Source organism: Amycolatopsis sp. NPDC001319, assembly GCF_042896185.1.
In the GTDB taxonomy this organism is placed as follows: domain Bacteria; phylum Actinomycetota; class Actinomycetes; order Mycobacteriales; family Pseudonocardiaceae; genus Amycolatopsis.
Window position 1 is genome coordinate 161,427 of sequence record NZ_JBIAWY010000006.1, and the last position, 21,510, is coordinate 182,936.

Sequence of the window (21,510 nt, forward strand, 5' to 3'; positions counted from 1 at the left end):
AGAATCAAAACTACTTCGCGTCTCCGCGAGGAATGTTTTCGCGCAGCTCGAAATACTTCGAACGTCCTATGTCCGACCGGCGGCAGCCATGTGAGGCAGCATGCAGCACCGGCGACAGAACGTGCCAATGCACCTTCTGTCGTCGGACATACCAGGACCGGCATATCACCGTGCTCGGACAAGCTCTCGCGGGATGCCGGCCGCGGCCGGCGGCAAGAGTGATGCCGACGGCGCCGGATCGAGAGCCGGACCCAGCCTCGCCGGTCCCGGCAACCTGTCGGAGTTCGATCCTGAGGTCACCGGAGCGTGAGGGCGGCAAGCAGGGCGATGGCCTCGTCGATGGCGTGGGGGCTGATGTTGCCGTAACCGATCACTACACCGTGCGGGTTTGCATCGGGGTTGAGCTGGTAGCGGGTGATGGAGTCGAATGCGATCCCGACCGCACGGGCGCGCGCGGTCAACTGATCGGGGTGCGTGTCGTCGAGCTGGGCGGCGAGAGTCTGGACACCGGCTGGTGTCCCGACGAGCCTCAAGGGCGCGTTGTGGCGGGCGATGGCCTGTTCGAGTGCCTGCCGCGCGGTTCGGTAGCGGTTCCGGGCAGCGCGGATGTGGCGGTCGTAGTCACCGACCTCGATGAGATGCGCCAGAGCGAGCTGATCGATGGCCGGGCTGCCGTGATCGGCGAGGAACTTGTTGGGCACCAGCTCGGCGTGCAACTCGGCCGGGCTGACCATCCAGCCCAGGCGAACCGCCGGGGCAAGGGTCTTACTGGCGGATCCGAGGTAGACGACGCGGTCGGGTGCACGGCCTTGCAAGCAGCCCACGGCGCGACGATCGAAGCGGAACTCTCCGTCGTAATCGTCCTCGACGACTAACGCACCGCACCGCCCGGCCCAGGCCAGCACCGCCTCCCTCCGGGCGGGTGCCATGATCGCGCCGGTCGGGAACTGGTGCGCCGGGGTGGTCAGTACAGCGTCGACGCCCCGCTCCGGAAGTTGGTCCACGAGGACACCGTCGGCATCGACCGGGACCGGCAGGACCGTGAGACCAGCCTGGCGCAGGATCGGCGCGCGGTGCGGCAATCCTGGGTCCTCGATTGCGACGGTCCGGGCGCCCCGGGCACGCAAGGTGTGGGCGAGTACGTGGAGACCTTGGGTGAAGCCCGCGCAGATCAGCAGCCGCTGTGGGTCAGCGTCCACTCCGCGGACCCGGCCGAGGTAACCGGCCAGCACCCGACGCAGCCGGGGATGCCCGGCGGGGTCGGGGTACTCCAGATCGGAATCCGCGGCGGCATCCACGGCGGCAGTCCACGCGCGCTTCCAGAAGCGGCGCGGGAATCCCGACAGCGTCGGAAGGCCCGGACGCAGGTCCCATCGCACCGCGCGCTCGAATGTCCGGGGCGGAGCGGGCGCGTTGGTCACCGGTGGCAGGGGAAGGTCGGAGACGCGGGTGCCGGAGCCGGTCCGGCTGATCAGATAGCCCTCGGCGGTCAGCTGGGTGTAGACCTCGACCACCAGGCGCCGAGAGACTCCGAGGTCTTCGGCCAGTACGCGGCTGGCCGGCAACCGCTGGCCGGCCGCGAGCCGACCGGTTCGCACCGCGTCACGCAGGGCGCTTTCGAGCTGGACCCGACGGGGCCGTCCAGGCCGCGGCGGTTCGATCGGCAAGAAGAGTTCCACCCCGGAAGTGGTACCCATATCCGTCATGGATTTGGACTCTACCCCGGGTCCGAATGCTGACTAGCCTGCTGACATGGAAGAAACCAGCGTGCTTTCGGACATCCCGCTGGTGACTGTCGACCTCCGTGAACTGGAGCACGGCGAAGGCGACGATCAGGTGTCGCCGTGGGCTGCCAGGCGCTCGAACCGGATTCGGGTGTGGCCGACCGGGGCACATTCGAAATGACAGGAGTCGAGGAGATGATCAACGCCGACATGCGGCTGATCGTTGAGGCCGCCAAGCTCACCTTCGTCGCGACGGTGCGACCCGACGGCTCGCCCAGCCTGTCGCCGAAGGGGTCGGCACGGGTGTACGACGACGAGCACATCGCGTTCATGAACATTGCCTCACCCGGGACGATCGCCAACCTCACCGCGGACCCACGTCTCGAGATGAATGCGGTGGACTTCCTCCGAAGACGAGGCTACCGCTTCACCGGAACGGCGACGATTCATGGTCGTGGAACGTCGATTCACCAGTGGCTGCACAGCTGGCTGCTCGACCTGAACGGACCGGATTACCCCGCCCACGAAGCGGTTCTGGTCCGCATCGATCACGTCCAACCGATCACATCGCCCGCTTACACTTTCGGCGGTGCCGATGAAGGCGCACTCGTTGCCGAATGGTCCGACAAATATCGGGTTGTTCAAAATGAAATGGAGAAAATGTGATGCGTGCCGCTGGTGTGCGCGAAATCGGTGGCCTGGTCGAGGTCTTCGACCTCCCCGAGCCTGATGCCCCGGGTCCGGGCGAGGTGGTGATCGAGGTTGCCGCGGCCGGTGTCGGCAACTGGGACAACATCGTGCGGACGGGGGCGTGGGACGTCGGGCTGACACCGCCGATGGCGCTGGGCGTGGAAGTCGCCGGAACGGTTGTCGCGGTCGGTTCGCAGGTCACCGACTTTCGGGCGGGCGACGAGGTCCTCGGTCACCCGCTTCCGCTGAGCCACCAGGGTTGCTGGGCCGAGCGCGTGGTTGTGGACGCGGGCCTGATCGCGCGGAAGCCTGCCGGCGTGTCGTGGGAGACGGCGGCCGCATTCCCGGTTCCCGCCCTGACCGCGGAGCAGGTCCTGTCGGAGTCACTCAAGCTCGCCGAGAACCAGACCTTGCTAGTCCACGGCGCGGGCAGCACCACTGGCGGATTGGCCGTGCAGCTCGCCGCGCTGCGTGGCGCCCGCGTAATCGCCACAGCGGGACCGTCGAGCGCCGCTCGGGTCACGCAGGCCGGAGCGGCCGAGGTCCTCGACTACCACGACAGCGAGTGGCCCGACCGCGTCCGTGAACTGACCGGCGGCCTCGGCGCCGACGCCGCCCTCAACGCGGTTCCCGGGGGCAGCACCGCCACCATCGCTGCGTTGCGGGAAGGTGGCCGGATGGCGACCATCACCGGCGACCCGCCGGCGGCCGAACGCGGCATCGGCGTCACCAACGTCTACGTGCGCCCAGACGCCACCCAGCTCGCAGAGCTCTCGGCGTTGCTGGGCGATGGCCGGCTGACGCTGTCGGTGGGCGCCGTGTTGCCACTGGCCGAGGCAGCGACAGCACTCGAGCACGCCATCTCCGGCACGAAGGGCGGACCGGTCGTCCTTCGTACCTGACCACGATTTACCGATAACTGAACCCGCTCACCTCTCACACATCGGCGCCGGCGTCGCAACACCCCGTGTTGTGCACCGGCGCCGACCCGATCACCGGACAACCGATGCCTTGGCGTAGCCGGTGGTCCAGCTCCCGGAGGGCTGCGCGGTTGGAATCCCACCGCACAGCCTTCGCCGCGCCGTTCAGGGTGAACCAGCCGTACTCGGTGTGCTCGCCCGACAACGTCATCTCGGCGTCCTCCGCGCCTGGCCGATCACCGAGCCGACGGACGGCGCGGGGGCCATCGCGGCGGGCGCCGCGTCGAGTGGGCGGCCACGGGTTCTGCCCCTGAGTCAGGCCGATGCTGACGAAGCAGGATGATGGCTGCCTGCCGTCGGGTCGCCTTCCCGCGCGGCGCAATCTGCAGCTGCCCCAACGAGAAAGTCTGCTCCGTCGCCTTAGGTCGGAGCTCGACTTGTTCTTTGCGTACTACCAGCACGCGACGCCGGCACGTTGCGCACCCTGGCTGTGACCGGTGCTCCGTCAGGCGTCGTCGAAGGATTGGCGGCCGGCGGGGTCTGCGTGCACGTTGCGGAGAGAAGGTTCGGACAAGGCAGCGCGGCGCAGGTGTTCTGCGAGTGCTTCGGCGGCCGCCGATGCGGGGCCTTCCTTGACGGCCCAGGCCAGCAGGTGGTGGCGGTTGGCCCAGGGGTCCTGCAGTTCGCACACGTCGAGTGGCTGGCCGGGGTCGATGGCGCGACGTGGCACGACGGCAAGTCCGACGCCGGCGGCGGCGAGGGAGACGAGGACGCTCAGGTTGGCGACGGTGGTGCGGTGGCGCACCACCGGGGCGTGGGGCCCCAGGTGCTTCTCGATCCAGCGGCGCAGCGAGGAGTCGGCGTCGAGGCCGACGAGCGGGTGTTCGGCAACTTCGCTGTAGGTCAGCGAAGTCCGCCCGGCGAGGATCCCCCCGGCCTGGCCGATCACGACGAGGCAGTCGTCGCCGAGGGGCTCCACCCGCAGGCCGCAGCCGTCGGCCTCGTCGTCGAGGACGACCCCCAGATCGGCCTCTCCGTCGGCCAGCATCCGCACCGTCTGTGGAGTGCGGCTCTCGGCCACGGTGACATCGATGTCCGGGCGGGCGCCGAGGAACGAGATCAGGGCTTGCGGCACGAGCCGGTGCATCGCGGAGCCCCCGCCCAGCAGAACCAGCGGAGCGGCCGGAGACCGGGTGTAGCTCGCGACGGCGTTTTCCAGCCGGACGGTCTGGTCCAGTACGTCGCGCGCGTGGCGGGCCAGGGTCGTCCCCGCGGGCGTGGGCCGCACGCCTCGCCGACCGCGGACCAACAGCGCCACGCCGGCGTGGTGTTCCAGCGAGCGCACCCTGGCGCTGGCCGAGGGCAAGCTCAGATGCATGCGATGCGCGCCCGCCGTGATCGACCCCTCCGTGACGATGTGGAGAAAGAGCCGCAGGTCGTCCAAGTCGTAACGCATGGCCGCAGCCTAAGCCACAGCCTTAGGCTGGGTACGTTGATTCCGCATTGTGGAATCCCTTGTCCGTGGCTGATGCTCGGCAGGTGACCGAGTCTTTCCTCATCCTGCTGGCCGGCGTCGCCGCGGGAGCGTTGAACGCCATCGGGGGCGGAGGAACCTTCGTCGCGCTGCCCGTGCTCGTCGCCGCCGGAATGCCGCCGGTGACGGCCAACGCGGTGGCGCGGATCGCGCTCGCACCCGGCGCCGTGGCCAGCGCGTGGATGTACCGACGCGACCTCACCCCCGTCGGGCCCACGTCCACGAAGAAGCTGACAACGGTCAGCGTGATCGGCAGCGGCGTCGGTGCCGGCCTGGTGCTGGTGCTGCCCGCATCGTCATTCGACGCCGCGGCGCCGTGGCTGCTCGCCTTCGCCACCGTGACCCTCGCCGTCGGCCGCCACGTCTCCAGGGCAGTGAGCAGCGTGCGGGGCCGCTCGGTCGGCATGAGTTCACGAGCGGTCCTGATCGCACAGTTCTTCCTCGCCGTCTATGGCGGATACTTCGGCGGAGCCGTAGGCATCCTGACGGTGGCCCTGTGGAGCATCGGCCTCGGCCTGGACACGGCGGTCAGCAACCCGATGCGCGTCACCCAACTCGCGGCGATCTTTGTCAGCTCGAGTGTGCTGTTCCTCATCGCCTCGAACGCACTGAGCGCCCCGCTCCTGCTCGCCGCCATGCTGGCCGGCGCCGTGGCCGGAGGCTTCGCCGGCGCCTACCTGGCCCGTCGTTTTCGCGCCTGGCTGCTGCGCGGTGTCCTCTTGGGAACCGCCGTGGTCACGACCATCCTGTACTTCCTGCATGCCTGACGGGCAGGTCATCGGCAACGCGCTGAAGGTGTCACCCGAGACTGTGCGAGCGCGCTGTGCAATGTCCTAGACCGGTCACAGCTCTCGCCGATCACATCCGCCTGACGACGGACCTGATCCTGAAGCCCCGGCCGAGGTGATCGGCAGATTCTCGGATACGGCTGCGAGTATTCCTCCGGGTCAGGCCGCCGGACACTGGAGCGGCACCGGGTTCGCCGTCGCCATCCCCGTGGCGAAGCACCCAGTCGTCGCGTGACCGGTCAGCGGGTGGTCCGTGACGGCCGTGTCCGCGACGTGGTCAGCGTCCACTGTGTACTCCTTCGATCCGACCTCCGCACCCGGCTCTTCTTCCGCGACCGCGCATCTGTTGCAAATATCGCGTTGTGGTTGCCGACCTTCAGCGCTCAGCCAGGCTCGATCTCGTCGGCGTCGGCGCGCGTTCGTCGAGTCAGTGCGCTGCCGACCGAAGATCGCCACAGGAGACCGCCTGGCGGCAGCGAAGATCTTCCTCATCGCGCCAACCCGCGTGCCACAATCGCGGAGATGACCGATCAGGACAGGCCGGCGCCCAGCCGCGCACGACGGATCCCGCTGTTGGCCGGGATCCTGCCGATCCGACGGCGTGCCCTGGGTACCGACGTGCTGGCCGGTGTCACGCTGGCCGCGCTGGCCGTCCCCGAGGTGCTCGGTTACGCCAAGATCGCCGGAATGCCGCCGGTCACCGGCCTGTACACGATGCTCGTGCCGGTGGTGCTGTTCGCGTTGTTCGGCGCGTCCCGGCACCTGGTGGTCGGCGCGGACTCGGCGACCGCGGCGATCCTCGCGGCCGGTCTGGCCACCTTGGCCGTCCCCGCCTCGGCCGCCTACGTCCGGCTCGCCGGCACGGCCGCGTTGCTGGTCGGCGCGATGCTGCTGCTGGCCCGGCTGATCCGGCTCGGCTTCCTGGCCAACTTCCTGTCCCGTACGGTCCTGGTCGGCTTTCTCACCGGAGTCGGCATCCAGGTCGCGGCGGGCCAGCTGCCCGACATGCTCGGCGTGGACGCCGGCGGCGGCCAGACCGTGCCCAAGCTGATCAACCTCGTTCGCGCGCTCGGCCAGACCAATGCCGCGGCGGCGTTGGTGTCCGCGGCGGTGGTCGTCGTGGTCGTCGGAGTCCGCCTCGTGGCGAAGAAAGTGCCGGGCGGGTTGATCGCCGTCATCGGCGCGATCGTGGTCAGCGAGCTCGTCGACCTGTCCGCGCACGGGGTCGCCGTCCTGGGCTCGGTTCCGGAGGGCATCCCACACGTCACGCTGCCCGCCTTCGACCTGCACGACATGTCCGCGTTGCTGGGCACCGCGGTGTCGATGTTCGTGGTGATCCTCGCGCAGAGTTCCGCCACCTCGCGCGCCTACGCCGCCCGCTACGAGGAAACCGTCGACGAGGACGCCGACCTGGTCGGCCTCGGCACGGCGAACGTGGCCGCGGCGTTCACCGGCACCTTCGTCGTCAACGGCAGCCCCACCAAGACGCAGATCGTGGACGGCGCGGGCGGGCGCAGCCAGATCGCTCCCCTGGCCGCCGGGGTGATCGCCGTGGTGGTGCTCGTTTTCCTGACCGGTCCGCTGGGCGCGCTGCCTCTGGCGGCGCTGGCAGCCGTGGTGTTCCTGATCGGCGTCGACCTGATCGACATCGCCGGGATGCGCCGCATCTTCCGGGTTCGGCGCGCGGAATTCGTGGTGGCTTTGCTGACCGCGGCCGCCGTGGTTTTCACCGGCGTCGAGCAGGGCGTCGTGCTGGCCATCATCGTGTCCGTCGTCGATCACCTGCGGCACAGCTACCGCCCGCACAGCGGCGTTCTGGTCAAATCTCCGGCAGGTCACTGGCAACCCGAGCCTGTCACGCCCGGCCGCCGCACCACCGAAGGCATGATCGTCTACCGCTTCGGCAGCAGCCTGTATTTCGCCAACGCCATGCGATTGGGCACCGACGTGGCCACGCTGCTCACCGACGGCCCCACCGTGACCTGGTTCTGTCTTGACTGCGCTGCCGTCGGCGACGTCGACTACACCTCGGCAGGCGTTCTGTCCACGGTCGCCAAACGCCTGGGCACGCACGGCACCCGCCTCGTGCTCTCCGGCGTCCTGCCCGAGGTCCGCACGCAACTGGACCGCTACGGACTGACCCGGACGATCGGCGCGGACAGCTACTTCGACACCGCGGGCGCGGCTCTGGACGCGTTCGACAATCGAAAGGCCTGACACATGACCACCGTGACCTGGCTCGACGAACCCCAGCACCACGACTACCCCGCTGCCGCCTCGTACCTCGCCCTGATCGCAGGCACCGACCTCGTCGACCACCTCATCGAAGAGCTGAAGGACGGCCGCAACGCCGCCTTCTTCAAGGCCAAGGACATCCTGCGCGCCGCGGGCCTGGCACTGCTACCGGTCGACAACCCGCACGTGAGCTCCGACCTGCGCAAGATCCACGACCACAAGGATCTCTCGCCGATCCTGCTGGTGCGCGGCGACCTGCGCCTCGGCATCGCTCTGGAGATCGCTGACGGCTACCACCGGGTGTGCGCGAGTTACCACACGGACGAGAACACCGACATTCCCTGCCGAATAGCGTCGGCCGCCTGAGCGCGAGTCACGAGGCGGGTGATCAGGGCCGGGCGACCTCCGCCGGGCATCAACTCGGGCACGCCCGCGCACGGGTGCGGGTCCACGGACGCGGGTGGGCCGGCAGGTCAGCCTCGATGCGACTTCCGGCGTAGCAGCTACGCCGGAAGTCGCATCCAGGCCGGCCGGAAATCGGCCCTGCGGGCGTCGGCCGGAAGCCGGTGCGCGGCCTAGATTTCGCTCCGCTCAGTATGCGGAACGGAACGAGGCGGCATGATCGAAGCACGGGCAGTGTCCAAACGATACGGCGAGAAGGTGGCCGTGGACGACTTGACCTTCACGGTGAGGCCCGGTGCGGTGACCGGTTTCCTCGGCCCGAACGGCGCCGGGAAGTCCACCACGATCCGGATGATCATGGGTCTCGACGCGCCGACGTCCGGCACGGTCACGGTCAACGGCAAGCGCTACGACCGGCACGTCGCGCCACTGCGGGAGGTCGGCGCGCTGCTGGAGGCGAAGGCCGTCCACACGGGACGGTCGGCCTACAACCACTTGCTCGCGCTCGCCCTGACCACCGGCATTCCCCGCCGGCGCGTCGACGAGGTGATCGGGCTGGTCGGCCTCGCCGACGTGGCAGGCAAGCGCGTCGGTGGCTTCTCCCTCGGCATGGGCCAGCGTCTCGGGGTCGCCGCCGCACTGCTCGGTGACCCGGCCGAGGAAGCGTTCATGGAGCTCACCGACGACGCCCTGGAGTACCGGGTCGTCGAGGCCGCACAGGAAAGGCGCGTGTCATGACCACGACGATCCCTGTCACCCCCCAAGCGGGCGCGCCGAAGGCCGCGGCCCTGCCCGGGTTGAAGGTGCCCCTGGCGCCATCGGGTGGCGCCCGGCCCACGCCCGCAGCTGCTCGGCGCAGGGCAGGCTGGAGAGCAGTCCGTGTTCGAACACGGGCCACGCGGCGGCTGCGTCGGTCATCGGTCCATCGTCCCCTGCGACCGCGTCCAGGCGGTCGTGCTCGCCTACGAGGTCGGCCTGGTGCGTCCCGCCTGAGCACGGCCCCACACCCGTAAATGTGAATGGGACGAAACAACGGGCGCATCTCCGGACGATTTTACTGGACGCTAACCGCGTCCCGTCCGGTCCTTAATCGGGTTTCCCCTAGCGCCTGACGGGCCATGAAGCGATACTGCATTTCGCGACCAGTTTTTCCCGGCGTGATTCCTTCAGGTCGCGCAGATCTCCGCCGCGGCGGCGAACCGACTCGAAAGAGCCCATGACCGCACACAGCTCGCTCGCACCGAACCAACGGCTTCTCAACAAGGTTCCCGAAGTCACCCTGTATTTCTGGATCGTCAAGATCCTCTGCACCACGGTCGGTGAATCCGCGGCCGACTTCTTGAACGTGAACCTGAACTTCGGCCTCACCGGAGTCTCCCTCGTCACGGGCGCCCTCCTGGTCGTCGCCCTGGTGCTCCAGTTCAACGCGAAGCAGTACGTGCCGGGCAAGTACTGGCTGACGGTGGCCCTGGTGAGTGTCTTCGGCACGTTGGTCACCGACAACCTGACCGACAGCATCGGCGTACCGCTGGAAGCCAGCACCCTCGTGTTCGGCGCGTTGCTCGCCATCACTTTCCTGGCGTGGTACGCCACCGAGAAAACGTTGTCCATCCATTCCATTGTCACTCGGCACCGCGAGGCCTTCTACTGGCTCGCGATTCTCTTCACTTTCGCGCTCGGCACGGCGACCGGCGACCTCATGGCCGAAGTACTCGGCCTCGGCTACCTGGTGACCGGAGCGATCGTCGCGGCCCTGATCGCGGTCCTCTCGATCGGATGGCGATTCGGGCTCCACCCGGTCCTGGCGTTCTGGTTCATCTACATCCTGACCCGCCCGCTGGGAGCGTCGATCGGCGACTACCTCTCCCAGTCGCCCGGCCAGGGTGGTCTGGGCCTCGGAACGACGCTGACGAGCGCCATCTTCGTGGCCGGCATCATCGCCGTCGTCCTCTACTTGTCCGTGACGAAGACCGACGTCACTCCCCGCGACGCAGCCGCTGACCCGGCCACGGCGAGGACCCGAGGTGGCCTGTGGCAGACCGTCGTGGTCGTCGCCCTCGTCCTCGTCGCCTCGGGAATCGGGTACTCGGTGCGAAAGTCCGCACTCCAGGACGACACGCCCGCACCGGTCGCCGGACAGCCGGCATCCTCAGGCGGCCGGACAACGCACCTCACTCCCCTGGGCGACCTCTCGGAGTTCCGGACCGTCACCCAGGACACTCTGCAGCGGTTGAACACCGGCGACCAATCCGGCGCGACTTCCCGCGTCGACGACCTCGAAACCGGCTGGGACAACGCCGAAGCCCGCCTCAAACCCCGGGACGAAGCCACCTGGACCGCCATCGACGGCAAGATCGACACCGTGCTCCGCCGGCTTCGGGCGACAAGTCCGGACCCGAACGCCGAGAAATCCGCGCTCACCGCATTGCTGTCCACGCTCGGATGATCCGGCACCTGTGACGCCGAGAGTCAATCCTGAAACCGGATGATCTTCTTGACCGCCGTTTTGATCTCCCGTTCGACCCGGGTGACCGGAAGCCGCTCGAAGCGGAACTCCGGAGCCACAATGCGGCGCGCGCCGAAACGTTCCTTGAACTGGCCGAGCGTTCCGGTGCCGGATTCGCCGAGGTAGTAGTAGCGGCACCCGGCCTCGCACGCGTCCTGGATCGCCCGCGCCTGCAGCAAGTCGGTGGCCCGGTAGTCCTTCAGCCGTTCGTCCATGACCCCGCGGAAGTCATGTGCGTTGGAGCCCCGCACCACCAGACAGGCCGCGGCGGGCCGGCCGTCGGCGCGGGCGATCCACACTTGGAAGCGCTCGCCGAGGCGACGGGCGATCGCCTCGAATTTCTCGCGCGGATCCCGCCGGTGCAACCGTCGCCTCGCGAGCCACGTCGGCTCGTGCTGCCGGCGAGCCCACCGCAGGACGCCGCGTTCCATCAGCTCGTAGAACTCCGAAACGAACTCGGCTCCGGTGCCGTGTTCCACCGTGACGCCCTTGCGCTCCGCGGTCCGGACACCACGCCGGGAGGTCTTCGCGAAACGCCGCGCCCACACCTCGTCCCATCCGCCCTGCAGGTCGAGCAGGTGCACGTGGTGCTGGTGGACCACGGCCCGCGGGTGGTGCGCGTCGCGCCACATGCCCACCTCGAGCGGGCCCGGCGACACGGATTGGACCACAACGCGCCGCGCCGCCAGGTCCCTCAGCACGGCGTTGACCTCGCCGGCTTGTGTGCCACCCACCGCGAGGAGCCCCCCGAGCCCGCACGCCGGTGGATTGGACTCCTCCGCCGTGAGCAACCTGGTCGCCAACGGACGTCGAAGCATCGGCAGGATGAGCGTGCGCCCCTCGGCCGTTTCGTACAGCCTGCTCACGTCCCGCAACTGGTGAGCTTCGCACATCGCGTCGGCCCATTCCGGTGATTGACTTTCCAACGCGTACGGATCACCGTGCATGATCGTCGCCCACGCTTCCCGAGGAGCAGGGCTGATCACCTTCACCAAACCGTTCACGGCCGGAACGTCCACCTGCTGGTCCGACCAAATTTTCACACGTTGCCTATGCATCAAGCGGCCCCGTTCGCTCCTCGCCCACGACCTTTGCCGGCACGTGGCGTACCTGGTAATTCGTCCGGTTCACCGCAAGGGTTACACAAGATCGTTGAATATTTCCTCCACAAAGGTCCGTCCGATCCGGACTTTCGCTGTAACGGCCGGAACCGGAAGAGCGAATGCCGGGTAATGAAGAATTCCGTTGATAAACGCATCGAACATCAAGTTGGGCGGCTCATCGATGAGGCATTCGGACGACAGGAAACCGACCTTCGACAGTGACCTGCTCGTCGTGGCCGACCTGCTCTCCGACCTGACCGAGATCGCGCACCGGCTGATCGATCGCGTGGCCGGACAGGACATTCTCGACACCTACCTGCTCGCTGCGGCCGCGGTGCAGATCGTGGAAGACCACCTCCAACGGGACACCCTCGCCCTGCGTCGCGCCGGCGAGTACTTTCGCGAGCGGAACACAGCCACGGTGGTTCCCGATCTGCTGGGCCGGGTCGCCGCTGCCGGCGAAATGGCGAGATCCTCACGCGCCGGCGAGCGAGAGGCCGTGCGCTGGCGCGACGCCGCCGCGAGGTTGCGCGACGCGGCCGCCCTGCAGGTGGTCACCGACACACCCGAGGGCGAATTCGAATCGTGGGCGAGCGCAGCTGTCCGCCTGCGGGCCTCGCTCGCTTCGCTGGACCGCCACCTCACCAGCGCGATCCTCCGGATCCCGTCGTGTTTCCGGAGTTTCGATCAGGAGCCGGCCGACATGGTCGCACTCGCGACGCGGTTGCGGCTGCGGTATCCGGACCGCGGACGGCCCGTCGTCGTCCTGGGGGTGCGCACTTCAGGCAACTACCTCGCCCCGCTCGTCGCCGCCGCATTGCGCGACGCCGGCTACGGAGAGGTCCACGCCGATTCGGTACGACCGGGCCACCGGCTCCGGCCGCGGTTGCGCGCGCTGCTGCGGTCGGCCGCCCAGCGCGGAGGCAGGATCGCCGTGGTCGACGATCCGCCCGAGACCGGACAGTCCATCGCCGACGTCGCGGCCGCCGTCTGCCGGGCCGGAGTCCCCGAAAGCGCTGTCACACTGCTGCTCCCGCTGTTCGCCGACACCCCGCCGGCCACTTTGGGCAGTTACGACTCGATCACCTTGCCCTATCGCGACTGGGCGATCCACGACCGGCTCGAGACCGAGGCCGTGGTGCGGTCGCTGTCCGCGCTCCTGGGCCGGCCCGTTCGTTCGGTCAGCCGGGTGCCGAACACCGGAGTATCCCGGGGGCGGGAGCACGCCCGCGCAGTGTTCGACGTCGGGTTGCCTGACGGAGAATCCCGGCGCATCGTGGCCGCCGGGGCCGGCCTGGGGTTTTTCGGGAGGCATTCGCTCGCCGTCGCACACGCGGTGTCCCAGCACTTGCCGCACAATTACGGCTTCATCGACGGCATCGTGTTCCGTGACTGGCTGCCGGCCGAGCAGAAGCTCCGGCACGCGGACGCCACCGACGCGGAACGGCTGGCCGGCTACGTCCGCGACCGGGCGGCCGCCATGCCCGCCGGAGCCGATCACGCCGCCGGGCTGGTCGGCCGGCAACCGGTGTGGGAGGCGGCGAGCCGTGTGGTGGAGCGCAACTACGGCCGCGCCGGCGTGGTGCTGCGGCCCGTCCTGCTCGATCCTCTGATCCGCCGTCTGTGCGAGGTGGCCGAGCCCTCCGTGGTCGACGGTGCGACCGGTCTCGGCCACTGGTTTCGCGGCACCGCAGGACTGTACAAAGTGGACGCGGATGTCCGCGACTTCGCCAACACCGATCTGGCCTGCTACGACCCGGTGTACGACCTGGCCGGAATCGACCCGGGGAGCACCGACCCCGCGTTCGCGCAGTCGCTGCGCCGGGCGCTGCCGTGCGACCCGGAACGGTTCCTGCTCTATGAACTCGTGCACCTGTGGAACCGTGAACGCCAGGGCCACCCCGTCCACCGCGCCGGCGCGCGAGCCGTCCAGCACTACCTGCGGGAAGTGCTGCTGGCCGGAGTGCAGGCCACTTCGGACGGTGCGGTGTGCGCGCTGGACGTGGACGGAGTGCTCGAATCGGACGCACTCGGGTTTGCCATGGCCACCCCGACCGCCGCACTCAGCCTGCGCGCGCTGCTCGCCCACGGCTTCCGGCCCGTCCTGGTCACCGGCCGCAGCTTGGACGAGCTCCGCGAGCGGTGCACCGCCTACGGACTGGCGGGAGGTGTCGCCGAATACGGGTCGGTGATCTTCCACGAAGGTGCTGCCCACGATCTCGTTCCCGCAAAGGGAGCCGAGGCACTCGACCGGGTACGGGATGCGTTGGCAGCCCGGACCGACGTCGTCGTGGATCGCGATTACCAGCGCATCGTCCGTGCCTACCGGCTCGGCTCCGACGGGGTCCGGCTCGCCCTCCCCGACGCGGTGGTCGAGCGCGTGCTGGACCACCTGGGACCGGCGACCGCGCACATCCGCACGATCGTGGGCAATGGCCAGACCGATTTCGTCGCCGCGGCGGTGGACAAGGGCACCGGTCTGGACGCGCTCACGGCCCGGCTCGGGGTCGACTCGGTGTCGTGGGCGGTCGGGGACACCGCGGCGGACCTGCCGATGTTGCGAGCGGCGAGGCTCGCCTACGCGCCCGGCAACGCGGACGCGCGAGTGCGCGCGTCCCAGGTGCCGGTGCTGCGGCGCCAGTACGCGGCAGGGGTCGCGCAGGCTGTGGCGTTGCTGATCGGTCACCGTCCCGGCACCTGCGGAACGTGCCGGCCGCCGGCCCCCACCGCACGGACGCGGACGTTGCTCACCCTGCTGGACGCTTCGAACGCGGGCGCGCGAGGGCTGCCCGCGGCGGTTGCCCGGTGCCTGGCGAGAGCGGCGGTGCGCACGCGATGACGACTGCGGTGCGAGGACAGCCGGAGCGAGCGACGCCCCCGGGCAGGGCGTTTCCCCGGCGCTCCTTGTACGGCCACGGATACGCGCTGGTCCTGAGTTCGGCGCTGACGGCCGGGATCGGCCTGGTGTTCTGGATCGTGGCCGCGCGCAGCTACGACCAGGCTGTGCTCGGCCTCAATTCCGCGCTGGTCTACGCGATCATGTTCCTGGCCGGGGTGGCGCAGCTGAACCTGATGAACGTGCTCATCCGGTTCGTCCCGGTGGCCGGGCCTCGGGCGCGCCGGTTGGTGGCGATGGCCTACCTGGTCGGCGGCGGGCTGGCGGGCCTGGCCGGTCTGGTGTTCGCGCTCGGCGTCCGCTGGTGGTCGCCGGACCTGGCGGGCCTCCTGCACGGTCCCGTCGCGGTCGCCGGGTGCGCGGGCGCCTGCGCGGTGTGGGCGCTTTTCGTGATGCAGGACGGAGTGCTGACCGCCGTCGGCCGGGCCAGGGTGGTCCCGGTCGAGAACCTGGTGTTCTCCCTGGTGAAGCTGGGATTGCTCGCCGGTCTCGCGGCGACCTTGCCCACCGGCGGGATCACCGTGTCGTGGATGGCCGCCACGGGGTTGGTCGTACTCATCACCACCGGATACCTGTTCCTGCGCGCACTGCCCGTGCACGAGGCCGCGGCGACCACCGGCGAACAGATTTCGCCGCGGGCGATTGCCGGATACCTGGGTGGCGACTTCCTCGGTGCGACGTGCTGGCTCGCCTGCACCCAGCTGTTGCCGGTGCTGGTGCTCGGCACGCTCGGCGCGCGGCCGACCGCGACGTTCGCCGTGGCGTGGACGATCGCCTACACGCTCTACCTCGTCCCCGCGGCGATGGGGCAGTCGCTGGTGGCGCACATGGCGCTCGATCCCGAGCACGCGGCGGCGGCCCGGGCGGGGGTCGAGCGACGCTCGCTGATCGTGCTCCTGCCTGCGGTCGTCGTGCTCGTCCTGGCAGCGCCCTGGGTGCTGCGGCTGCTGGGCCCCGACTACGCCGATGCCGGCCGTTGGGTCCTGCCCCTGATGGCGGCGTCGGCGTTGCCCAACGTCGTCGTCGCCGCCGCGGTGAGCCAGGCCCGAGCGCTCCGGCGGACCGGCGTCGTGGCCACGCTCCTCGGGAGCCTTTCGGTGCTCGTGGTGAGCCTGGCCGTGGTGCTGATGCCGGTTTTCGACATCGCCGGGGTCGGGCTGGCCCTGCTGGCCGGGCAAGCCGCCGTCGCGGGCGTGATCCTGTGGCTGCGGGCCGACTGGGCGCCGCGGCCCGTTGTCGGCCCGCTCGCGGGCGTACGCAGCTGGGGCCTCTTGCGCCGGATCGCCCCCACCGCGCTCAGGAGCCGTTCGTGGCACCTCCAGCACCGGTTGCGCGGCCGGTCCGACTCCGCGGTCGCGACCGTCGGCCCCGACGACCGCGGCTCCGCGCTGTTGAAGGTCGCCGACACCGAAGAAGGACGAGAAGCGCTCCTGCACGAGGTGAGGGCGCTGCTGCACCTGTGCGAAGACCGCCGGCTGGACGGCTGGCGGCACCTGGTGCCGGCCGTGTACGACGTGGGGAACGCGCTGGGTGCCTCCTACAGCCTGCAAGAACTGCTGCCCGGTACGGACGCGCGCGCCCGCGTGGCCGATCCGGTGGGTCGGGCCCGGTTCACCACCGCGGCCCTCAGCACCATCGGCGAATTGCACCGGCGCACCGCGGGCCTGGCCCGGGTCGACGGCCGCCTGCTCCGACAGCACGTCATCGCCCCGGCGGCACTGGTTCGGGCGGAGGTTCCGCCTCGGGAGGCAGCCGTGGTCGATCGGGTCGTCGCCGAGCTCTCGGCCGGATTGCACGACCGGCGACTGCCCGTGGGATGGGTCCACGGAGACTTCAGCGCCGACAACGTGCTCGTCGACGCCGACGACCACATCACCGGCATTGTCGACTGGGGGCAGGCCATCAGCGGCGGGCTCGTCGCTGTCGACGTGGCAAGCCTCGTGCTGGCCACCGACATGGCGGTGACCGGGCAGGAACTCGGCGCCGTGGTCACCACCTGGCTCGCTCCGGGCTCGGCGCCCGCGCTGGCAGAGGTGTTGCGGGACCGGAGCACGCTGGGCGGCGATCCGGTACCCGTTCGCACGCTCGTGCTGCTGGGGTGGCTGCACATGGTCTCGGCCAATCTCGCCAAGTCGTCGCGCTACGGCGCGAACCCGATCTGGTTGCGCCGCAACCTCGTCTCGGTCCTGCGCGCGCTCCAGCGGGAGGTCCCGTGAGCGGCGGTTCCGCGTTCGGCACCTCGGCTAGCCGGCGAGCCGGCCGCAACTCCGAGCAGACGATGGTCCGCGACGGCGCGTCGCTCGTCGTCGGCGCGGTGCTGACCTCGCTCGTCGGTGTCGCGGCCTGGGTCGTGGCGGCCCGTCTGCTGCCCCAGGAGCAGGTCGGGCACGCCTCCGCGTTCGTCTCCGGGTTCCTCCTGGTGGCCGGCCTCGGCGATCTGGGGCTGGGCGCCGCCCTGATGCGCTGGGTTCCCCGTGCGGGCGTGCGCCGCACGGGGCTCATCGTCCGCTGCTACGGCCTGGTGCTTGCCGGTTCCGTGCTGGCGGCGTGCGCCGTGCTGCTGCTGCCCACCGGCGACGAGATCACCGAGAGCCTGCCCCGGTTCAGCGCGGTCGCGTTCCTGTTCGCGGCCGTGGCCTGGGCACTGTTCCAGTTCCAGGACGCCGTGCTGGTCTCGTTGGGCCGGGCCCGCTGGGTGCCCTACGAGAACGCCACGATCGGCCTCGCGCGCGTCGGCATCCTGGCGCTCGCCGGGCCCGCGTTCGGCGCGACCGGCATCCTCCTGTCGTGGATCGCTCCCGCCGTCGCGGGGGTGCTGGTGATCTCCCTCGTGCTGTACCGGGTGCTCACCCGTGACCCGGAACCCGCAGTGGCGCAGCGGACACCGCTGCTCCCGGACCGGCGGGAGGTCGTGCGGCTGCTCGCGCCGACGTACCCGGCGAAGGTGACCGGCGGCTTGCTGACCGACCTCGTGCCGTTGCTGGTGATCGGGCGGTTCGGCCCCGAGACGGGCGCGGTCTTCTTCCTGGTGTGGATGGCCGGGAACACCGTGGATTACGCCGCGATCAGCTTTTCCCAGTCGATCATCGTGCGGATCGCGCACGAACCCCACCGCACCCGGGAGCTCTTCGGAATCGGATGCCGCAAGCTCGCGATGGTGTTCGTCCCCGCGCTGCTGCTCGCGGTCGCGCTCGCGCATCCGCTGCTGTCGGTGTTCGGACAGGCGTACGCCGACCAGGGCGCCTGGCTGCTGCGCTTGGTCATGCTCGGATGCCTGCCGAGGCTCGTCATCACCCTCGTGGTCGCGGCCGGGATCGCCCACGGGCGTGGGCCGATGGTCGCGGGGTTGGAAGCCGGCAGCGCGCTCGGGGTGATCGGCGTGGTCGCCGTCGTGCCCATAACGCACATGAACCTGGTCGGGGTGGGCTTCCTCCTGGTGCAATGCCTGGTCGCCGTCTGCGCGCTCGGTGTGCTGTGGCGATGGCGGAATCGAGCGACGAGATCGAGAGAGGCGCTCACGTGACGGCCTGCAGCCGCGTGATGGCGGTGGGACTGTTCCTCGCGGCGACGCTCACGGCCGCCGCGTGTGCGCCGTCCACACCGGACGGTCTGCGAAAGCCGACGCCGACGACGGCACCCGCCGAGAGCACCACGGTGAACTCGGCAGTGCCGCGACCCAGTCACGTGGTCGTGGTGATCTTGGAGAACCACGGGACCGAACAGGTGTCGGGCAACAGCCAAGCCCCGTATCTCAACGAGCTCGCCGCCGCGGGCGCCCGCTTCACCGATGCCACCGCCATCACCCATCCGAGCCAGCCGAACTACCTCGCGCTGTTCTCCGGCGACCCGCAGGGAGTCACCGACGACTCCTGCCCGCACACGTTCAGCGGTCCGAACTTGGCCCGCCAGCTGATCGACGCGGGTTACCGCTTCGGGGCGTTCGCCGAAGATCTTCCCGGTCCCGGATACCCCGGCTGCCGCTTCGGCGGCTACGTGCGCTGGCACGCGCCCTGGGTGGACTTCACCACGGTTCCGGCCGTGGTGAACCAGCCGTTCACCGCGTTCGGACCGAACTACACCCGGCTGCCGACTTTGTCGTTCGTGATCCCCGACATGTGCCATACCATGCACGACTGCGACATCACCACCGGCGATTCCTGGCTGCGGGCCCACCTGGGTGACTACGCAAATTGGGCCGCCACACACAACAGCCTGCTCGTGGTGACGTTCGACGAAGCCGAAGACGCCTCGGCGACGAACGGGATACCGCTGAGCCTGACCGGCCCCATGATCCGGCCGGGCACCTACGCGGAGCCGGTCGACCACTACCGGTTGCTCCGCACGATCGAAGCCATGTACGACTTGCCCGCACTGGGAAACGCCGCAGACGCGAAACCGATCACCGATGTCTGGCGCACCTGACCCGGGGAACGGCCGCGGCGACCCCCGCGACCGTTCTCAGGGAAACCGGAAACCGGCGATCCCCGAAGCCGGTGGCTCTCTCGCCACGGCACGCCGGCGCGCACTCGCGCTCGCCGGGCCGCTGACCCGTCCCATCGGGTCGCTGATCGCCGTCCGCACGCAGGCACCGGAAGTGGTGCTGACCTTCGACGACGGGCCCGAGCCCGGCGGCACCGACCGCGTGCTCTCGGCGTTGTCGGATCACGCCGCCACCGCCACGTTCTTCGTGCTCGTCGACCGCGCCCGACGGCATCGCGCATTGGTGCGGGAAGTGCTTGCCGCCGGGCACGAGATCGGCCTGCACGGAATGGACCACCGAAGGCTCTCGCGGCTACCGTCCGCCACCGTGCGCACACTGCTCGCCTCCGCCACGGCACAGCTGGAGGATCTCCTGGGCACGCCGATCCGCTGGTTCCGACCTCCCTACGGTGCGCAGACCCCGGCGGTGTGGCGCGCGGCGCGCCGGCAGGGACTCACCTCCGTCCTCTGGGGTCCCTGCGCCTGGGACTGGCTCGACCGGCCGCCCGAACTGCTTGCCGCGCAGGCCTTGCGCGGACTCGGGCGCGGTGCCGTACTGCTGGCCCACGACGGCCACGCGGGACCGGAAGACGGTGCGGACGACGGTCCGCGGCCCGGGTTCGACCGCGGCGACCTCGTCCGGCGCGTGCTGACCGGCCTCGACGAACGCGGGCTGCGAGGACGATCGCTGTCCGACGCCCTGGCGACGGGCGAAGCCCGGACCGTGCCGTGGTTCCTCCGATGAACCGCGCCCGGATAGCCGGCGCGGTCGCGGTTCTGCTCGCCGCGGTGCTGACCGGCTGCTCTCCTTCGTCCGGCAACGCGGCGCCGGTGCCCGTCGTGGGCGTCACCCACACCCAGGACAGCGCGGACGACTACCCGGCGGCGCAAATGGCCGCCGCGACGACGACCCTCGCCCGGCATCCGATGGTGCAGAACCAGTACCTGATGGGGTGGGGTGCGGACAACCCGGAACCCGCGCCGGGCGTGTTCGACTGGTCCTCTTTGGACCAGCGGATGGACCTCATCGGACAAACCCGCGGGATACCCGTGCTCACCCTCGCCGGCGCCCCGGATTGGATGAAGGGCGGTTCGCCCGGCACCACGGACTGGAGCCGGCTGAACACCGCGCCCACCCGGGCGCACTACCGGGACTTCGCGGCACTCGCCGCGGCCGCGGCGGCCCGCTACCCGCAGGTGCGGTACTTCCAGGTGTGGAGCGAGCTGAAAGGCCTGTACGACGAAGCCGCGAACCGATGGGACTACGAGGGCTACACCGAGCTGTACAACGCGGTCTACGACGCCGTGAAAAAGGTGCGCCCGGATGCTCTGGTCGGCGGTCCCTACGTGGTTCTCGACACCTGGTCAGCAGCGGGAACTCCGGCGCCCTCGGCTCTGTCCGGCCCGTGGGGCGTGGTCGACCAGCGCGCGCTCGACGTGATCGACTACTGGAACACGCACAAGCACGGCGCCGATTTCCTCGTCGTCGACGGGTCCAGCGGCACCCGGGACGCCGGTCTGACCACCGACGTGTTCCGCGCGACGGCGATGTTCGACACCGTCAGCACCTGGCTTCGCGCCCGGGTCGGGCTTCCGGTGTGGTGGTCGGAGTTCTACCCCACACAGCCCGGCGGACCGGCCTGGTCGCCGGAAAGCCCTGCCGCGGCCGCATTGACCGTGGCCGCGGTCGCCCAGGCGCTGCGCGGCGGGGCCGACCGGATGTTGCTGTGGCAGCCGCAAGCCTCTGCCGACCTGCCCAGCGCAGCGCTGTGGACCACGCCCACCGCGAGCACCAACGCCGAGCCACTGCCCCTCGCCGTGCCCTGGACCTGGCTCGCAGCCAATGTCAACACCCGCACCACGATCTCTTATTCACCGGCCGGCACGATTCTGGAGATCACCGCGGAACGGGAAGTGCTCACGATCAACCTCACCGCCGACGAATTGATCCCGCCGAACCAAAGCGCACCCCTGTCAGCTTATGGAATTCGAATCACTCCCCGCCACTGATCACCCACCACCGGCACATGAAGCTGAAAAACCTGCACACATTCAGGTTACGAAATGATAAACTTCACGCCTGGCCGATTCGGTCATCTGTGCCCAGTTCTCCCGCACGCTTAGTCGTCTCGACAACGCTGAGTGACGTCATCTCGAGGCCGAAGTCCGGACCATTCACCGAAATATTGGACCTGACCAGTGCCCGCGTGCCCGATCGTCACCGGATCGTGAT

At 69.5% G+C, this 21,510-nt stretch carries 17 protein-coding genes and 1 pseudogene; 14 read left to right on the forward strand and 4 right to left on the reverse strand.

Annotated features, from left to right (window positions below):
• Positions 1 to 296: 296 nt before the first annotated feature.
• Positions 297 to 1,679: a PLP-dependent aminotransferase family protein gene (locus tag ACFY1H_RS24045; protein WP_386949704.1), complete on the reverse strand. Its 1,383-nt coding sequence runs from the start codon at positions 1,677 to 1,679 to the stop codon at positions 297 to 299.
• Between the two features lie 73 nt (positions 1,680 to 1,752).
• Here ACFY1H_RS24045 and ACFY1H_RS24050 point away from each other — a divergent pair, with 73 nt between their 5' ends.
• From ACFY1H_RS24050 to ACFY1H_RS24060, 3 genes are read left to right on the forward strand one after another with little or no spacing between them, the layout of a single operon-like run.
• The gene (locus tag ACFY1H_RS24050) at positions 1,753 to 1,905 is read left to right on the forward strand and encodes a hypothetical protein (protein WP_386949707.1); all 153 of its coding nucleotides are present in this window, start codon (positions 1,753 to 1,755) and stop codon (positions 1,903 to 1,905) included.
• Positions 1,906 to 1,919: 14 nt separating this feature from the next.
• A complete protein-coding gene (locus ACFY1H_RS24055; protein ID WP_386949710.1) occupies positions 1,920 to 2,390 on the forward strand; it encodes a pyridoxamine 5'-phosphate oxidase family protein in 471 nt (156 codons plus the stop codon).
• On the forward strand, positions 2,390 to 3,316 hold the full coding sequence (locus tag ACFY1H_RS24060) for a zinc-binding alcohol dehydrogenase family protein (protein ID WP_386949713.1): 927 nt from the start codon (positions 2,390 to 2,392) through the stop codon (positions 3,314 to 3,316). The genes ACFY1H_RS24055 and ACFY1H_RS24060 overlap by 1 nt, the downstream gene beginning before the upstream one ends.
• A 34-nt stretch (positions 3,317 to 3,350) precedes the next feature.
• Here the strand turns inward: ACFY1H_RS24060 and ACFY1H_RS24065 are convergent, their stop codons facing one another.
• Positions 3,351 to 3,545, reverse strand: coding sequence for a hypothetical protein (locus tag ACFY1H_RS24065; RefSeq protein WP_386949715.1), 195 nt, complete (start codon positions 3,543 to 3,545; stop codon positions 3,351 to 3,353).
• A 294-nt stretch (positions 3,546 to 3,839) separates the two neighbouring features.
• Positions 3,840 to 4,790, reverse strand: coding sequence for a LysR family transcriptional regulator (locus ACFY1H_RS24070; protein WP_386949718.1), 951 nt, complete (start codon positions 4,788 to 4,790; stop codon positions 3,840 to 3,842).
• 83 nt (positions 4,791 to 4,873) lie between these two features.
• Here ACFY1H_RS24070 and ACFY1H_RS24075 point away from each other — a divergent pair, with 83 nt between their 5' ends.
• From ACFY1H_RS24075 to ACFY1H_RS24095, 5 genes and pseudogenes are all read left to right on the forward strand, one after another.
• Positions 4,874 to 5,635: a sulfite exporter TauE/SafE family protein gene (locus ACFY1H_RS24075; RefSeq protein ID WP_386949721.1), complete on the forward strand. Its 762-nt coding sequence runs from the start codon at positions 4,874 to 4,876 to the stop codon at positions 5,633 to 5,635.
• Positions 5,636 to 5,887: 252 nt separating this feature from the next.
• On the forward strand, positions 5,888 to 7,873 hold the full coding sequence (locus ACFY1H_RS24080) for a SulP family inorganic anion transporter (RefSeq protein WP_386949724.1): 1,986 nt from the start codon (positions 5,888 to 5,890) through the stop codon (positions 7,871 to 7,873).
• A gap of 3 nt (positions 7,874 to 7,876) precedes the next feature.
• Entirely contained in the window at positions 7,877 to 8,257 is a 381-nt protein-coding gene (locus ACFY1H_RS24085) for a hypothetical protein (RefSeq protein WP_386949726.1), read from the forward strand.
• A gap of 252 nt (positions 8,258 to 8,509) precedes the next feature.
• Positions 8,510 to 8,950 (forward strand): annotated as a pseudogene (locus ACFY1H_RS24090) (ATP-binding cassette domain-containing protein); the annotation flags it as partial.
• Between the two features lie 559 nt (positions 8,951 to 9,509).
• Entirely contained in the window at positions 9,510 to 10,739 is a 1,230-nt protein-coding gene (locus ACFY1H_RS24095; protein ID WP_386949729.1) for a hypothetical protein, read from the forward strand.
• A 23-nt stretch (positions 10,740 to 10,762) separates the two neighbouring features.
• On the opposite strand, the gene ACFY1H_RS24100 is transcribed toward ACFY1H_RS24095, so the two are convergent.
• Positions 10,763 to 11,803: a GNAT family N-acetyltransferase gene (locus ACFY1H_RS24100; protein ID WP_366581392.1), complete on the reverse strand. Its 1,041-nt coding sequence runs from the start codon at positions 11,801 to 11,803 to the stop codon at positions 10,763 to 10,765.
• Between the two features lie 280 nt (positions 11,804 to 12,083).
• Between ACFY1H_RS24100 and ACFY1H_RS24105 the strand changes: the two genes are divergently transcribed.
• The 6 genes from ACFY1H_RS24105 (at position 12,084) to ACFY1H_RS24130 (ending at position 21,287) form a co-directional block, all read left to right on the forward strand.
• Positions 12,084 to 14,741, forward strand: a complete 2,658-nt coding sequence (locus tag ACFY1H_RS24105) for an HAD hydrolase family protein (RefSeq protein WP_366581390.1) — start codon at positions 12,084 to 12,086, stop codon at positions 14,739 to 14,741.
• A gap of 65 nt (positions 14,742 to 14,806) precedes the next feature.
• Positions 14,807 to 17,014 (forward strand): phosphotransferase, encoded by a 2,208-nt coding sequence (locus tag ACFY1H_RS24110; protein ID WP_386949734.1) that lies wholly within the window; start codon positions 14,807 to 14,809, stop codon positions 17,012 to 17,014.
• Positions 17,011 to 18,321 (forward strand): hypothetical protein, encoded by a 1,311-nt coding sequence (locus tag ACFY1H_RS24115; RefSeq protein ID WP_366581386.1) that lies wholly within the window; start codon positions 17,011 to 17,013, stop codon positions 18,319 to 18,321. The genes ACFY1H_RS24110 and ACFY1H_RS24115 overlap by 4 nt, the downstream gene beginning before the upstream one ends.
• The gene (locus ACFY1H_RS24120; RefSeq protein ID WP_366581384.1) at positions 18,318 to 19,220 is read left to right on the forward strand and encodes an alkaline phosphatase family protein; all 903 of its coding nucleotides are present in this window, start codon (positions 18,318 to 18,320) and stop codon (positions 19,218 to 19,220) included. The genes ACFY1H_RS24115 and ACFY1H_RS24120 overlap by 4 nt, the downstream gene beginning before the upstream one ends.
• Positions 19,204 to 20,022, forward strand: a complete 819-nt coding sequence (locus ACFY1H_RS24125) for a polysaccharide deacetylase family protein (RefSeq protein ID WP_366581382.1) — start codon at positions 19,204 to 19,206, stop codon at positions 20,020 to 20,022. Before ACFY1H_RS24120 ends, ACFY1H_RS24125 begins: the two co-directional genes overlap by 17 nt.
• Entirely contained in the window at positions 20,019 to 21,287 is a 1,269-nt protein-coding gene (locus ACFY1H_RS24130) for a hypothetical protein (protein ID WP_366581380.1), read from the forward strand. The genes ACFY1H_RS24125 and ACFY1H_RS24130 overlap by 4 nt, the downstream gene beginning before the upstream one ends.
• Positions 21,288 to 21,510 lie beyond the last annotated feature (223 nt).

Excerpts from the sequence above, each read along its gene's own strand:
- ACFY1H_RS24050 (WP_386949707.1), top strand. The coding sequence starts at position 1,753 with ATGGAAGAAACCAGCGTGCTTTCGGACATCCCGCTGGTGACTGTCGAC.
- ACFY1H_RS24055 (WP_386949710.1), top strand. The coding sequence starts at position 1,920 with ATGATCAACGCCGACATGCGGCTGATCGTTGAGGCCGCCAAGCTCACC.
- ACFY1H_RS24060 (WP_386949713.1), top strand. The coding sequence starts at position 2,390 with ATGCGTGCCGCTGGTGTGCGCGAAATCGGTGGCCTGGTCGAGGTCTTC.
- ACFY1H_RS24065 (WP_386949715.1), bottom strand. The coding sequence starts at position 3,545 with ATGACGTTGTCGGGCGAGCACACCGAGTACGGCTGGTTCACCCTGAAC.
- ACFY1H_RS24070 (WP_386949718.1), bottom strand. The coding sequence starts at position 4,790 with ATGCGTTACGACTTGGACGACCTGCGGCTCTTTCTCCACATCGTCACG.
- ACFY1H_RS24085 (WP_386949726.1), top strand. The coding sequence starts at position 7,877 with ATGACCACCGTGACCTGGCTCGACGAACCCCAGCACCACGACTACCCC.
- ACFY1H_RS24095 (WP_386949729.1), top strand. The coding sequence starts at position 9,510 with ATGACCGCACACAGCTCGCTCGCACCGAACCAACGGCTTCTCAACAAG.
- ACFY1H_RS24105 (WP_366581390.1), top strand. The coding sequence starts at position 12,084 with ATGAGGCATTCGGACGACAGGAAACCGACCTTCGACAGTGACCTGCTC.
- ACFY1H_RS24125 (WP_366581382.1), top strand. The coding sequence starts at position 19,204 with ATGTCTGGCGCACCTGACCCGGGGAACGGCCGCGGCGACCCCCGCGAC.
- ACFY1H_RS24130 (WP_366581380.1), top strand. The coding sequence starts at position 20,019 with ATGAACCGCGCCCGGATAGCCGGCGCGGTCGCGGTTCTGCTCGCCGCG.